Origin of the sequence: Mesotoga sp. UBA5557 (assembly GCF_002425715.1) — a bacterium.
Lineage (GTDB): Bacteria > Thermotogota > Thermotogae > Petrotogales > Kosmotogaceae > Mesotoga.
Window position 1 is genome coordinate 95,444 of sequence record NZ_DIMV01000073.1, and the last position, 14,587, is coordinate 110,030.

A 14,587-nucleotide genomic window follows, 5' to 3' on the forward strand; every position below is an offset into this window, starting at 1 on the left:
TCAAGGAGGTATGCAATGAATCAGAAAGGTCTCTTCAGTAAGAGGAAACCCCCATTGGGTTCAGTTCCGGGAACTCTAAGTATAGATGAAGAATCGCCTTTCCCAAGAATAAGACTTATCGAATTTGATTCGAATTCATTGAGAGAAGAGATTGTTGATGATTTGACCGGGCTTCAGTCCGTTGTCTTAGAGAAAGAGAAGATTCACTGGATCGATGTACAGGGATTGGGAGATGAGTCTACTATTCGAAAGCTTGGTGACATTTTTTCTCTTCATCCGCTTGCACTTGAAGATATAACGAACGTCCCGCAGATCCCCAAAGTTGAAGAGTATGATAACTGTGTCTTTCTATGCCTTCCCATGCTGAGGATGGAAGATAACAATCTGATTTCGGAGCAGGTGAGTCTCTTCCTAGGCGAAACTTTCGTACTTACATTCCAAGAAAGATACGGAGACGTTCTTGATCCTGTTAGGAATAGGATTCGAAGGAAGGCCCAGATAAGACAAATGAACAACGATTACACAGCTTACGCAATAGTCGATACAATCGTCGATAATTACTTTCCGGTGTTGCAGAATCTCGGAAATGAACTCGAAAACCTTGAAGATCAGTTGGTGGAAACGATGGCAAAAGAGAGTCTTAAAGAGCTTTACTTCATCAAGCACAGACTGGCTCACTTGAAAAGGTTGTTATGGCCTACTAGAGAAGCAATTGGGCGCATTGCTAGAGATGGAAGTCTGTACTTCGGAAGTCGGACTATGCTTTACTTCCGAGATGTCTACGACCATGTGATGCAGTCAATTGATATGCTAGATCTGAGTCGAGACCTCGCGTCAGAGCTTATGAGCCTTTATCTTTCTTCTACAAGCAACAGGTTGAACGAAATCATGAAAGTGTTGACTATCATATCGACGATTTTCATCCCTCTCTCTTTTATTGCGAGTCTATACGGAATGAATTTCCATTTCATGCCAGAACTGGCTCTCAAGTGGGCATATCCTGTAGTTCTCGTCATAATGGGAGTTGTGGCATCGATCATGTTGTTTCTGGTGCACAAGAAAGGTTGGTTCAGGAAATGACTTCTGCATTAAATGTTTTGAGCTTCAGTTAAGGTCTGTCGTAAATATCGCAAGAAGAGTGTTGGAAAAACCACAGAAACGAAGAAATCGGTATGATGTCTCTTTCGGCTGAATCTGAATTCATTTGAGGTTTACCGGAGCTTCTGGTTGAATAAAGCAAAGCTCATCGCTCACTTCTGAAAAATCAGTCAAGGGAAAAGCCTTTGTTGACTAGAGAAAGGCAACAATCCACTACATCTGCGTCATAAATCCTGCCCGCTCCCTGCGTCAACTCAGTGATTGCGGCAAGTCTTTCATGAGCTGGCCTGTAGGGTCTGTGAGAGACGATCGCTTCAAATACGTCCGCGACCGAAACTATTCTGGTCTCAAATGGGATCTCTCTTCCTTTCAATCCCTGGGGATATCCTGAGCCGTCCAGTCTTTCGTGATGTTGACGTACGATGCTTGATATTGGCCACGGTAACTCAATTCTCTCAAGCATCCTGAAACCGGCTTCACTGTGGTTCTGAATAAGGGACCATTCATTCTCCGTCAATCTGCCCGGCTTGCTCAGAATTTCTGTTGGCACGGAGATCTTCCCGATGTCGTGCAGAAGAGCACCTTCTCTGACCGAGTCCAGTCGATCTGGGCTGAGCCCCATTTCAATGGCAATTGCAGTAGCAAGTTTGCTGACCCGCCTCTGATGACCGGCCGTGTAGGGATCCCTTACCTCTACCACTGTTGAAAGTGTCTCAATTAAGCTCTTGATAGTTCTTTCCGCAGACTCCGGAATCAAATTCTGATCTTCGTGATCAGCAAATGAATAGATGACGAGCGCTGTGTCTGCCCCTTCGCGGGAATCTCTTATCGTTCTCACGAGAGCCGAGACTTGCAAGGTAGAGCCATCTTCTTTATGAATACTTAGAAGCCGTTTTTCGCCAATACTTGATTTGAGAAAGGGAATCTCTCTGATTTGATCTCCTGAGTCCCTTATGAATCTGAACGCTTTTTCACCGAGTAATTGCTCTCTCCTTCTTCCAAAAAGCTTCTCGGCAGATTTACTAATGAAGATTATCCTGCCCTGTTCGTCAGTCGAGAGTACGGCCTCACTAGATGAATCTAGGATGCACTTTGCAGTGTGAAGCTCCGCTATTGCTCTAGCTTCCGTCGTCTTCTCTCTGTGGATACTGACCAGCTGCCGGTCTGAAAGAAGCCTAATCAGAACTTCTTCGAAGTATTTCCCTTCCGAAAGCGATATAGTCTCTTCTCTTCCCGTTTTTGCAACCCTTCTCAACGCCCCAAGGAAAAGGTAATCGGCTTTGCTAATGGGTCTGCCAAGCGGAATGCCTTCCAGTACCAGAAGGCGTGCAAGACGGTCTGTTTCGAAAGCAAGGTTCTTCAAAACCGGGACTATTGTCTCACAAGTTCTGTCAAAAGAGAAGATTGCAATACCTGAAGTCTGTTCTTCAAAAATCTTTTTGCAAACTGTGCTTCGATAATTCTCACCGTCCTGAGAATAATTCCTACTTGAGAACTGCGAAAAACCTTTTCTTGGGATTGCTTTGCTGTATGAGGGAATTGTATTTGTCCTTACTTCTGTGACCGTTGGATCAAGATATACCTTCTTTGCTTTTTTCAGAATCTTCACTTCGCCTTGTTCGTTATTGTCGTGGTGAGAGAGAACGCTCCAGATTCCTCCATTATCATCTACGCAGATATCGTTAGAACCAAAAAGAGTTCCATAAATCCTTCCAACTACATCTCCAAAGTGCCGTTGCGAAGCAGAGTTTTGAAAGGTGATCTTCCCAAATTCATCAACGAATATGACCGCTTCATCAATAAGGTCAAGGTAAGACCTTTTTAAATCATATGCAGACAAGGTATTCATCCCTCATTCTCACAATAATAAGTTCGAGCGTTGGTTTGAACATCAAGCGCGTTTCGTGGTGCTTCTCTATCACTAAAGATTCTAACACCATTTGCGTCACTTTTGAAATCTCTTTCCAGTGTAATCCTTAATCTTTATCCTTCGAGAAATGCAGCGCACGTTTGATGAGTAATTTCGTAAAAGAAAAACTTGATAGGATCACAGAAGGGTCTTCTGAATAATGGCAGCGCGGTATCAGAGATCCTTTTGAGTCTCCAAGCAGATTGCGTTCAAATCAAGAATTATTGCCTGAACCGGCCATAATTGACTTCTTGTCCAGTTGCCTTGCTCAATACTCTATCCCCTTTCTAGCTTCAACTCCCCTATGGTAATAATGCTTAATCTCTCTCATTTCAGTGACGAGGTCTGCCTTCTCAAAAATCTCGGCCGGAGCATTTCTGCCAGTCAGAACAAGTTCGACGTTTGCGGGTTTCATCTCAAAAAGCTTCGTAATATCCTCTACTGTTACCAATCTGTAATGGCAAGCAATGAATATCTCGTCAAGAATAACGACACCGAACCGTTCACTGCGCAAAACATCTCGGGATCTTGCAAGACCAGTGCGAGCAGCTTCAAGATCCTCTACTTCAGGATTTTCTCTAATGAAGCATTTCCTTCCAAACTGTTCAATGGTTATTCCGTCGATATAATTCGATAGCGCTTGTTCACTGTATTTCATACCCTTTATGAACTGACCGATGAAGACCCTCTCGCCCGCCATACATGCTCTTATCGCAAGACCAATAGCTGCAGTGGTCTTTCCTTTACCATTTCCCGTATAGATATGAATGTAACCCTTTTCCATAGTGACCCCCCCGATCGTGAGTTAGTGGAATTCTACTTCGAAAGCAATGAGAGTTTGTGAATGTTTTGCGAACGAGTGGGTAACCAAGTTGGAATTGAATGGTAAAGTAATCGACATTAGTAGAATTTATGATTCTAGTGAAGTTCCGCTTTTCTAATAGTAGATTTGGCTTGAAATTCATGATGAGCAGCTGATGAGTTACTAAGTTGACCAATATGTGAAATAAATCACATTACAGGAGGTATGAAAATGGCAAAGTATGAAGTAACTAAGTCTGTTGACGTAAGAGGAGAAGTCTGTCCAGTACCGGATGTTGAAACCAAGAGGGCTCTGAAGAAGATGAAAGCCGGAGAGATACTTGAGGTTTGGATTGACTATGCCATGTCGAAAGAGAGAATTCCCGAGGCAGTCAAGGGAATGGGACACGAAGTTCTCGAAATCGAGGAAGTCGGGAACAGCGAGTGGAAGATCTACATCAAAGTAAAGTGAAAAAAGGGGTGAGATGACATGGCCTGGACGGGTCTGTTAGTTGGTCTCGTTTTTGGAATCATTCTTCAAAGAGGCAGAGTGTGTTTCAACTCGGCTTTTAGGGATGTTTTGTTATTTAAGGATAATTACCTTTGGAAACTGGGTTTTCTTGCAGTCGGGCTACAGATGATCACCGTTCTCTTTGTGGCTCAGATGGGCTGGATAAGGATTGCTCCTCCGACGCTTAATCTGTTTGGGAATATTGTTGGTGCCTATGTATTTGGGCTGGGAATGGTTCTCGCCGGTGGATGTGCCTCAGGTGTTACTTATAGGTCCGGAGAGGGAATGACAACCGCAATGATAGCCGCGGTTTTTTACGGTATAGGAGCTATGGCAATGAGAGGAGGAGTGTTTTCACCCATAAGGACGTGGGCGGCCCAATTTAACATAACAGTTGATGGGAATTCTTCCGTATATTTTGACAAGGTAGGGCCCACACTCGCGACAGTCCTGAATGTTAATCCCTGGATCCCTGCAGTAATACTAGCAGCCGTCTTACTTTGGTACACGCTTGGCACGAAGACCACGGAGAGAAAGACTAAGTTCAACTGGAAAGTTGCTGCGGTATCTCTCGCTGTTCTTTCTCCCATTGCATGGATAACAAGCGAGGCTGCTGGTCGAAATTATGGACTTGGTATCACCGGTGGTTGGGTCTCGGTATTTGACTCCTACATCAGTAATCAGCCACTGAGATGGGATGGGTACGAAATAATCGGAATAATCCTGGGAGCACTCATTGCGTCAGTAATAGCGAAAGAATTCAAGTTGAGGATGCCGAAGAATCCGAAGACTTATCTCGTGGTTATGATAGGTGGAACAATGATGGGAGCAGGAGCTAACCTTGCCGGTGGATGTAATATCGGGCATTTCCTTTCCGGACTTCCAACTCTTGCCATTTCGTCAATAATCGCAAGTGTCTTCCTTATTCTCGGCAACTGGACAATGGCTTACATACTTTACAGAAAGTGAGGCGTCTGATTTGAAGATTACAATCCAGGTTTTTGCACCACCGTATTCATATGAGGATCTTGACACAGCAATTAAGATCGCGGAAGCAGGACTTGATAAAGGCCACGAAGTGACGGTTTTCCTCTTTGCCGATTCAATACTATCCGTTAACAGCAAAGTCAAACCGATAAGGATAGATAGAGACATTCCACGAAAACTCGAATCGCTAATACAAGAGAAGGGTTTGAAAGTGGAGATTTGCGGAATCTGTATGGACTACAGAGGTGTAACCAAGGATATGATTATCGAAGGTTCAAATCCAAGTGGTCTTCCCGAACTGGCTTCATTGATTTACAACAGCGACAGGTTTGTTAACCTGATGGCGTGAGGTGCTGCTATGGATAAGAAGATCCTGTTTGTTGTTTATCAGGCGCCAGCAGGCTCTATTTGGGTCAATGAAGCCTTTAGGACTGCATTTGGAATGTATGGCGAAGATATTGAGCCATCCGTTCTTTTGATGGAAGAGGCAACTGTTGCTCTTTCAAAGAAGACTAAGCCTGAATGTCTTGGCCTGCTCTCGATCTCCATGTGTTTTAGGTTTATCAAGAGGTACGAGACAGCAGTTTATGGTGTCAAAGAACATGTGGAAAAACTGAAAGTAAATGAAATTGGAGAGAGTTTCAATGCACAATTAATAGCTGAAGCCGATATCGGAGAGTTCTTCCACAAGTTTGACAATGTAATCTTCATGTGAGGTGTCTGGTATGTATTCAATAGTAGTGAAAAACGGGCCCAATAATTCTGCCGATAGAATCAAGATCAGTGCGGCGAAAGATGGGGACAAGGTTGTCCTAATTCAGGACGGTGTTTTTTGGGGACTAAACGAATTGACCACAGAGGCGGAGGTCTTTGCTATTAAGGACGATGTTGAGGCCAGGGGATACTCAGTTGATGACGTTACCGTGCCTCTGATAACTTATGAAGGCTTCATTGACATAGTTGAGGAATGTGAGAAGTCAATAGGTTAGGCTATTATAGTGTGATTTGGGAGGTGCACTTCGTTCAGACGTGCACCTCTTTCTACGGGAGGGATTTGGGATGCCATTAAAGCTTCCGGATTTGTTTCGCACTTTCTCAAATCAGACAAGAATTGAAATAGTTACGATGCTGATGGACAACTTCCTAACTGCTTCAGAAATTGCGTCGCTACTTCAAATAGATTTGTCAACTGTATACAGACATCTGCAGCAAATGAAGAAGCTTGGGATACTTACTTCAGGACATTTGCATGGCGTTGAGAGATTCGACTTCAGTTCTCCACACATTTTCAGAATGCTTGATGAGGCGATCTCCTTCATAACGGAACTTAAGGGATTCAAGCCAATTTCCTGCTCTGAGGGAATATGCAGTTATTATCTGGGGGGCGAGCTTGATGTCATCGAGCCTGACCAGCTTCTCGATATGAGAGGCGAATCTTGTCCAATTCCGGATATTCAAGCAAGAAAGACTCTGGAAAACATGAACCCTGGAGAGGTATTGCTTGTTATTGTAGACTATCCGCTCTCGGGGGAGAGAATTCCTGTGTCTATTCAGAAAGAAGGCCATGAGATAATCAAAAAGATATCTGATAAATACGGTGATATAAAGATATATATGAGGAGGAGAGAAAATGCTTGATGCGGTTGTAATTGGTGGTGGGCCTGGCGGTTATGTTTGTGCAATAAGAATTGCTCAACTGGGTAAGAGAGTTGCGCTCGTTGAAAAGGAATATCTCGGTGGGACGTGCACAAACTGGGGCTGCATTCCAACAAAAGCGATGCTGACTTCGGCCCATTTGTATACCGAGATAGCTGACAAGTCAAAGAGACTTGGAATCGAAATATCCGATCTTGATTATGATCTGAAGAAGATCATGGCTCACATGAATAGAACGATCACGATGTCTAGAAAAGGGATTGAACACCTCTTGAAGAAAAACGAAGTTGATTTCTTCAATGACACAGCTGTGATTAAGGATGCAAAACACGTCCTCCTGGAGCAGAGAGGGGAGATTCTGGATACGAATAATATTGTTATCGCAAGTGGATCCGAACCCTCCATGTTTAGGCCATTCAGTGAAGTCGAAGGAATCTGGACAAGCAACGACGTTTTTCGAATGGAAGAAATGCCAGAAAGTCTAGTAATTGTTGGCGGTGGTGTTATAGGAGTTGAGTTTGCAACATTCTTCAGTTCATTCGGAGTGAAGACTACTATCGTCGAACTTGCAGACCATATCCTTCCATACGAGGATAAAGATGTTGCCGACGATATTCGAAAGTCATTGACAAGGCAAGGAGTAGAGATAATAGAGAGAACAAAGGTGACAGAGGTGGAGAAGGAGGAATGTACCTTCATTCTGAATGCCGAAGGTGAACAGGAGCTCTCACTCCAGGCTGAGAAAGTTCTTGTCGCAGTCGGTAGGAGACCGACCATTAGCGAAGACGTAAGAAATCTTGGCCTCGAAATTGAAAGAGGAGTCATTACGAACAGCCGAATGCAGACAAACATTAAGGGCATTTATGCTATTGGCGACATAAGAGCCGGAATAATGCTTGCTCACGTGGCCAGCTACGAGGGGATAGTAGCGGCTCACAACATTGCTGGAGAAGAAATGGAAATGGATTACTCGGCAGTTCCCTCGATTATTTTCTCCAGCCCAGAGGTAGGATCAACCGGGATAAGGGAAGACGACATCGAAGACATGGAGAAAGTAAGTATCGCAAAATTCCCTTTGAGCGCAAATGGGAGAGCAAGGACTGTACTAGAAAACACTGGGTTTGTGAAGGTAATCGCAGATAAGGAAAGTGGAAAGGTTCTTGGTATGAGTATAGTTTCTCCTTCAGCTACAGAGCTAATAATGGAAGGGGTAATTGCGATCAAGAACGGTCTAACGGTAGAAGAACTTGAGAACTCAATACATCCTCATCCTACGCTATCAGAGACAGTACTTGGTTCACTGGAAGGTATAGATGGAATGAGCATCCATATATAAAGTAGTTCCTTAGTTAAGGGCATCCCTTTACAGTCAGTGCTTTGGGATGCCCACATTTACTTTTCTGATGCTGGAATTCTATTGTATTCTGTACAACTTTGATTATCGGCTTTTCAGTCTTTTCGCAAAGTTTCTTTCTTTAAATCTTCTAGCTGTAACTAAATACTTATCAAGAGGATTCTGAACAGTCTTAGAACTCTTTCGAATAAATATTCTTCGTCTGGCTGAAGACCTTTGTTTTGGCAAAAGTATGTTTGTAAAACCTCAGATCCAGCTTAATCATTATATGGCCCTCAGTCTCAAAATCGAGTTCAGCCTTAGTTTCGTTTACTCTTGCAGAAAAACCGACTGGCATCTCCATCTCCGGACGAAGGACACAAGCAATAGTTATTCCCGGATAAAACTTGAAGCCAAACTTTCCGTCTATCTCAGGGGATCCGTCAAATTCGATCTTATCAACAAAGGTTGCATTGTGATCTATAGAACCCGTTGAATAGCTATTTCCATGAGCACCGTGGAAGTCGAACTTTGCCTCGACTTCATAATGAAACTTCGGAGAAATCCGAATCTCGGGACCGAATTGAAGATCAATGCTTGCGACTTTTGCTTCCATTTCATAGAACAGCTCAATCGGTACGCTGATTTTTACGGGGATTCCGCATACGCTAATGCTTACCTGTGGTTCAGCAATTTTCTTCGTTTGTCCAGTCTCAAACCCTTCCTCTCCAACTATCTCGAGTATCGAAGAGAGTGTTGTTGGAAAGCGAAACGTTCCATTAGAGCTGAATTTGTTCAAAGAAAGATGAAAATCAAGGCTGATATTTGCGTCAAGGATCAGTTTGTTCTTGATTGCAGCCTTCATCTCATCCTTGTCAATGATTGATACATCCCATTCCTTTGTGATCAGGTTTGTTGTTACACTCTCTGCAAAGGCACGATCTCCTTCAGTTCCAAATTTCTGTACGATTTCTGATACATCACCCTCAATGTTCAGTATCAAAGTGCCCAGCGCCTCTTCTACAAAAGCTTCTTCAGTTCCTAGTGTTACTTTTGAAGGGTCGGTATCATTCACGGAAATAACTCTTCTGAAAGAGTCGGTCATTGTGTCAAAAATGTAATCACCGAGAGAGAAGTGAGGGATAGAAGACGTCTTCGAAAACACTATTTGGTTTTCCGATTCACAGGGCTCTTGTACAAGAAGAGAAGAGTTGATCACAAGCGATCTGGGCACAGAATTGCTAATTGCAATGACGCCTCTTGGAAATCTGGTTGTAGAAACCACTGGCGGTTGCTGGACTCTGAAAAGAACTTTTCTGAAGGAATGAGGGCCGGAGTTCTCTTCATCTGGTATATCGTGTCTAAAGGTTAGAAGATATCCATCGCTAATATTTGGATTGTGCACGCCGGCACCAGACTGATATAAGGCACCGGAGAACAAATCAGTATCAGATAAACTCGAGAAATCCTGAGATCCTTCAGAAACCGGGTGAAAAACAGAGTCAACGCGCTTGATGATTGTACCTTCCGAATCGTAAATCAGATACTCATATTCAATGCCTGTCACATCTATGGATTTGATATAGAGGTAACCAAAGTTTCTCTCTGCAATGGAAGAACCTTCTTCAGGTGTCCACACCATTCTAAGATCCTGAAACGCAATCAGAGTTCCTTTTCCCAAATGCGAGATCGACATGTCTGAAGGCGAAAAGAGGAGACCACCTCCATAATAAGCACCGTCGTTAAGTTCTTCAAAGGGGATCCTAACGACAACCGGATTATCCACAACAATGCACGAAGAAATGGAAAAGACAACGAAAAATGCTGCTACAAACATCAAAATCGTTTTTGTTAAGTTCTTCACCGTCCGCCTCCAGGAAAAAATAAGTCAAGGATAAGCTTAAATTCTGCAAGATTAAAGATAAAAATAGTGAAAAAACTATACTATTTAATCAAAAGTATCTCGGTACGAACCAAGAACATTTATTCACAAAATCACACTATATATTTTAACACATTTTTTATCTTCTTCCAAGGGCCCACCGAAGTTTGCTGCAGAATATAAGTACCGATGAGAATAAAGATAGTCCGAATACTAAAATTAGAAAGCTTTTATTGCCAGCTCTTGCTCTCGAAGTCGCTTACTCCCTTTTCCGCAAGATCCTTGTCAGGAAATTCCTCGATTGCCTTCGCTTCATCGCGTGTATCGATTGTGAAATATTGTTCCGCAGGTGCAAATACACAGATCTGGGCGGCTCTATATGTTCTAAACCTCATTCCACACTTATCGCAAAGCCCTATGTCCTCAACGTCTCTCCTGAAATTCACTTCCCTATTGTACCTTCTGCAGAAGGATTTGTTCCTTTCGTCGGCAAAGAAATACAAGGCTTGAGGTTGCCTCGAATTCTCCCCTCCGGACAATTCCGCTTCTTCTGAATTCAACCATTTCCAGGACGTTGCGTGAAGCCTTTCAAGATCAAGATCACTCTTTCTCAAAATATTCACCTCTCGTGGCACACCATTTCCTATGAAATGTTATCATGAATGTACCTAATACACGAGGGGGAATGATTTTGAAGAAGTTACTACTAGTTTTCCTGATGGCGATTTTCTCACTGACCCTGCTCGGAACAGAGTACGCCGTTAGGATTACCAAAGATGGGGAAGACGTTCCAGAAGAGTTTTGGATAACCAGAGAAGAAATCGAACAGGCATTTGGCGCGACCGTTGCGAACGCAAGTAGCCAGGGGATAACTCTTGATCCGTATTTCGATAGCTATTACATCCCTAGCGAGATCGGTCTAAAAACGATGATAATACCATACATAGTTGACCAGAAGCTCATCGATTTCTATGCAGAGGAAAACAATCTTCTTCCTTCTGATGAAGAAGTTGAGGCCGAAACGGATACAATGATGGAGATGTACACATCGAATCCTGGGCTGATCGAGCAAATTGAGACTATCTACGGCTCGCTTGAGACCTTCAAAGATGAAATGAGGAGTTACGTATATGCTGCCCTCAAGGCCGAACTCGTTCAGAATTCGGTTGCTCCGCTTACTGAAGAAGCTCTAGCGGTTTACTTCGAGGAGTTCAGGACCGAAATCAAGAACCAGTATGAAACGATTAGGGCACGACACATTCTTGTGACCGATGAATCCACTGCTACTGAGCTCATGAGTAGAATCGAAAGTGGAGAAATCACTTTTGGCGAAGCTGCCCTTCATTACTCCATTGATTCAGGAACGGCTGCCAATGGTGGGGAGCTTGGATCGCTGCAAAGAGGGCAAACTGTGCCGGAGTTTGAAGAAGCTATCCTTACCGCACCAATAGGTAAGCTTTACGGTCCTGTAAAAAGCGAGTTTGGTTTTCACTTAATAATCGTTGAAGAGAGAACAGAGATTAACAGTCTGGCCGATATGGTGAGCTCTCCCAGATATAATGATTTCGTTTCAGGTTATCAGAACGATTCTTACAATCGTTGGTTAGAGAGGTACATAAGCGAAAACAACTTTGACTATGTGATTCTTGATGGTGAACTGCTGTTCTACAAGGAATACGCGGAAGCTATAGGGACAGAAGAGACGGCTAATGAATTCTTCGTCGAAGTTGCCGCGAAAGTCTTCGGTGAAGGAGACTCATCTTCGCAGGTCTCACCCGTGGAGTACGCTGTCTACATCGAGTTGTCTCAAATGTTGGGATACACCGAGAGTATTGACTACGAAGTGGCCGTAAGGTCCTTGTTTGAGATAGGAGAGAAGCGGGGCATGATTGTCCAGATGATGTATGAGCTTGATAGCAACGTTCCTGAAGTTGCGGCTGCTTATTACAACTCCTGGCTAGAGGAACTAGAAATGACGTTCATGAATCAACAGCTTCTTCAGCAGCAGCTGAGCAACTACGGGCAAAGTTTCGTAGATTATGTCTTCAGTACAATTGATGAAATCGAATCGGGACTGGAAGCCACGTTAGAAAGGGAAATGTCTCAGGAAGTCAGAGCAGATATTCTTTACATTTTGATAAGGAACAACTCTCTATCTCTAGATCTTGACTACAGCCCAGACTGGATTGAAGAGAAGCTCAGTAAAAGGCTCACTTACATGGAAGCGCTAATGGAAGTCGATCCTTCTGAAGAAGCTCAGTTAGAGATCGATTCAATAATCTCAGAACTGGAATACCTTGCTGCAGAAAGGGACAGCCAGAGCGCAACAGACTAAGTTTTCATCAATATGAGTGAAGAACCGGAGAATCAAGCTCCGGTTCTTCTTTTACCGATTTTGCTTCAGCCTGTCAAGCGCAGAGGAATCTGGGGATGGCTACGATGATACTTAAAGAACCTACGCACCAATTCCTTCTCTCACAGGCTCGACTGCGTTTCCCTTTGAGCCGTTGCTGTTATCTGTTTCCTTTTCTTCGAAGAGTCTCGACATGCCCTTCATCAGAAATACGATAGTTAGAATAGCGTTGCCAATGCATGACAAGAGCACAAGATAATGGACAGGGAATCGATCAACAGCAAAACCAAAGATCGCAGAACCTAAAGGAGTTGCAATCTGAGCGAGAATTGAGATCACGGAGAACACCCTGGATCTGTAGCTAGTAGGAACAATCCGGTGAAACAGAGTTTGAAGCGGGGTGTTAACAAATGCATTAAATACTCCCATCACGAGAATCGGCACTCCAAGTGCTGCAAAATATAACCATGAAGCGCCGCCAAAAAGATTCATGAAGTAAGGAAAGAAGAAAGCTGCAATAACGAAATTGATGACTGTTTCCGTTGCTAGACCTCCTGCAAAGAGACTTCCCTGTCTTCTCTTAGAAAGAACAGTACCCAGGAGAATGTTTCCTATAAGAACTCCGACCACCCATCCGGACTGAAGGAACCCATATTGTTGACTGGAAAAACCGACCACAGTTCGCGCGAAAAACGGGAACACAACCGTAAACACCGGTGCCAAAAGGAAATTCGATACCATAGCAAATATCAGAACCATCATCAGTCCCTTTATTCTTCTGAGATAGCTGATTCCCTCAACAATATCGACAAAGACACTCTTTACGGAGACTCTAGATTTCTCAGTTGTTCGTTCGTAAACTATGAAGATCTCACTGATTGCGGATGCGACGAAAGACACTCCGTTCAGAATGAACACTACTTCGATTCCGAAAAGTCCGTAGAGCACTCCTCCCAGCGCCGGTCCCACAATATAAGAGATGGAATTCACTGCTCCAAGGATAGAATTTCCTCTCAAGAGCTTGTCTTCTTCGATAATATCCGGAAGCATTGCCGCGGTTGCGGGATCGAAAGAAATATCAAGTATCGAAATCAACAGCTGAAATATGAAAAGGATAGATATTGTAAGGGCTTCTGCATTTGCCATATAGGCCATGGCGAGAATAGCTGCCCCTCTGGCAAAATCCATGTAGATCATTATCAGTTTCCTGTTGAACCTGTCACCAAGTACGCCTGCAATTGGTCCGAAGATAATCCTGGGTATCATAGTAATCACTGCGAACGTGCCCATGATTGCTCCGGAACCAGTTAGGTCAAGGATGTATAGGGGAATTGCCAAAGCCTGAACGCCGCTTCCTATGAGAGAAACTAACCTTCCAACTGAAAAGAGCCAGAAATTCCTTCCCATATCTTTCGCCGCACCACCTTGAATTTATTAAATCATGAATACATATTATCACATACAATGCAAAAACATCAAGCTGTGATTTAATAAATATCATTACAAGTAAAAACAATGCTAATTATAGTTCAAATTCAGTAATGATTATCAAATGAGTATGAAGATGTCTGCTTTCGAACAGTGCTAGAGTCTGGATGGTCTAAGAGGCCGGTGTGGCAGTCGTCACAACACATTAGCCAAATGACTTCACACATTGTATATGTGTTCTGCATCGAAGAGGTTATACCAATATGTCCGCGATTCTGTCGTGTTCTTGTATAATAAAGGCGTTCGAGTAATTTCAGGGTTTGCCTGGAAGATCAATTGAGTTTAAAGGACCTGTGAAGTGCGCTTCAACACGAAAGAGATGTATCTGATACTTTTTAGACTTCTCAAAAGGGTTTCTAAGACTGACATTCATTCATTGCAGGTTGCGTATGTTTCAAAGATAGTTGGAAGGGAAATCGGGTTCTCCAAGCATAGACTGAATGTTGTTGGGTTTCTGCATGATATTGGTTTCCTTAATCCCGTACAGGTGAACCAGGTTCAAAGAACCCTCGGTGTTGAAAATGCGTCTATCAGCAATTGGTTGGCTCTTGACAGTGGACTTCAGGAGA

Annotated in this window: 15 protein-coding genes; 10 read left to right on the plus strand and 5 right to left on the minus strand. The window is 43.4% G+C overall.

The genetic code is table 11. From position 1 onward, the window contains the following. Nucleotides 1-15: 15 nt before the first annotated feature. The gene (corA, locus tag B3157_RS10510; RefSeq protein WP_292590385.1) at nt 16-1,080 is read left to right on the plus strand and encodes a magnesium/cobalt transporter CorA; all 1,065 of its coding nucleotides are present in this window, start codon (nt 16-18) and stop codon (nt 1,078-1,080) included. Between the two features lie 184 nt (nt 1,081-1,264). Here the strand turns inward: corA and B3157_RS10515 are convergent, their stop codons facing one another. Together B3157_RS10515 and B3157_RS10520 are read right to left on the minus strand one after the other, a co-directional pair. Further along, entirely contained in the window at nt 1,265-2,938 is a 1,674-nt protein-coding gene (locus tag B3157_RS10515; RefSeq protein WP_292590386.1) for an HD domain-containing phosphohydrolase, read from the minus strand. Between the two features lie 337 nt (nt 2,939-3,275). Next, nucleotides 3,276-3,791 carry a cob(I)yrinic acid a,c-diamide adenosyltransferase gene (locus B3157_RS10520; RefSeq protein ID WP_292590387.1) on the minus strand — a complete coding sequence of 172 codons (516 nt, stop codon included), beginning with the start codon at nt 3,789-3,791 and terminating at the stop codon, nt 3,276-3,278. Between the two features lie 249 nt (nt 3,792-4,040). Between B3157_RS10520 and B3157_RS10525 the strand changes: the two genes are divergently transcribed. The 7 genes from B3157_RS10525 (at nt 4,041) to lpdA (ending at nt 8,298) form a co-directional block, all read left to right on the plus strand. Further along, on the plus strand, nt 4,041-4,280 hold the full coding sequence (locus B3157_RS10525) for a sulfurtransferase TusA family protein (RefSeq protein ID WP_099828829.1): 240 nt from the start codon (nt 4,041-4,043) through the stop codon (nt 4,278-4,280). Between the two features lie 18 nt (nt 4,281-4,298). Continuing rightward, on the plus strand, nt 4,299-5,288 hold the full coding sequence (locus B3157_RS10530; RefSeq protein WP_214060641.1) for a YeeE/YedE family protein: 990 nt from the start codon (nt 4,299-4,301) through the stop codon (nt 5,286-5,288). Nucleotides 5,289-5,298: 10 nt separating this feature from the next. After that, a complete protein-coding gene (locus tag B3157_RS10535) occupies nt 5,299-5,655 on the plus strand; it encodes a DsrE/DsrF/TusD sulfur relay family protein (protein WP_099828831.1) in 357 nt (118 codons plus the stop codon). Between the two features lie 9 nt (nt 5,656-5,664). Beyond that, a complete protein-coding gene (locus tag B3157_RS10540; RefSeq protein ID WP_292590388.1) occupies nt 5,665-6,021 on the plus strand; it encodes an intracellular sulfur oxidation protein in 357 nt (118 codons plus the stop codon). Nucleotides 6,022-6,031: 10 nt separating this feature from the next. Beyond that, a complete protein-coding gene (locus B3157_RS10545; protein ID WP_292590389.1) occupies nt 6,032-6,295 on the plus strand; it encodes a DsrH/TusB family sulfur relay protein in 264 nt (87 codons plus the stop codon). A 70-nt stretch (nt 6,296-6,365) separates the two neighbouring features. Then, nucleotides 6,366-6,944, plus strand: a complete 579-nt coding sequence (locus B3157_RS10550; RefSeq protein ID WP_292590390.1) for a sulfurtransferase TusA family protein — start codon at nt 6,366-6,368, stop codon at nt 6,942-6,944. Then, the gene (gene lpdA, locus B3157_RS10555; RefSeq protein WP_292590391.1) at nt 6,937-8,298 is read left to right on the plus strand and encodes a dihydrolipoyl dehydrogenase; all 1,362 of its coding nucleotides are present in this window, start codon (nt 6,937-6,939) and stop codon (nt 8,296-8,298) included. The genes B3157_RS10550 and lpdA overlap by 8 nt, the downstream gene beginning before the upstream one ends. Nucleotides 8,299-8,488: 190 nt before the next feature. On the opposite strand, the gene B3157_RS10560 is transcribed toward lpdA, so the two are convergent. Together B3157_RS10560 and B3157_RS10565 are read right to left on the minus strand one after the other, a co-directional pair. Beyond that, nucleotides 8,489-10,159, minus strand: coding sequence for a hypothetical protein (locus B3157_RS10560; protein WP_292590392.1), 1,671 nt, complete (start codon nt 10,157-10,159; stop codon nt 8,489-8,491). Between the two features lie 248 nt (nt 10,160-10,407). After that, nucleotides 10,408-10,791 (minus strand): hypothetical protein, encoded by a 384-nt coding sequence (locus tag B3157_RS10565; RefSeq protein ID WP_214060071.1) that lies wholly within the window; start codon nt 10,789-10,791, stop codon nt 10,408-10,410. Nucleotides 10,792-10,862: 71 nt separating this feature from the next. Here B3157_RS10565 and B3157_RS10570 point away from each other — a divergent pair, with 71 nt between their 5' ends. Then, nucleotides 10,863-12,512, plus strand: coding sequence for a peptidylprolyl isomerase (locus tag B3157_RS10570; protein ID WP_292590393.1), 1,650 nt, complete (start codon nt 10,863-10,865; stop codon nt 12,510-12,512). Between the two features lie 120 nt (nt 12,513-12,632). Here B3157_RS10570 and B3157_RS10575 read toward each other — a convergent pair whose 3' ends face one another. Further along, nucleotides 12,633-13,937: an MFS transporter gene (locus B3157_RS10575; RefSeq protein WP_292590395.1), complete on the minus strand. Its 1,305-nt coding sequence runs from the start codon at nt 13,935-13,937 to the stop codon at nt 12,633-12,635. Between the two features lie 400 nt (nt 13,938-14,337). Here B3157_RS10575 and B3157_RS12920 point away from each other — a divergent pair. Continuing rightward, the coding region (locus B3157_RS12920) for an HD domain-containing protein (protein WP_414674293.1) at nt 14,338-14,587 on the plus strand (250 nt) is incomplete at its 3' end.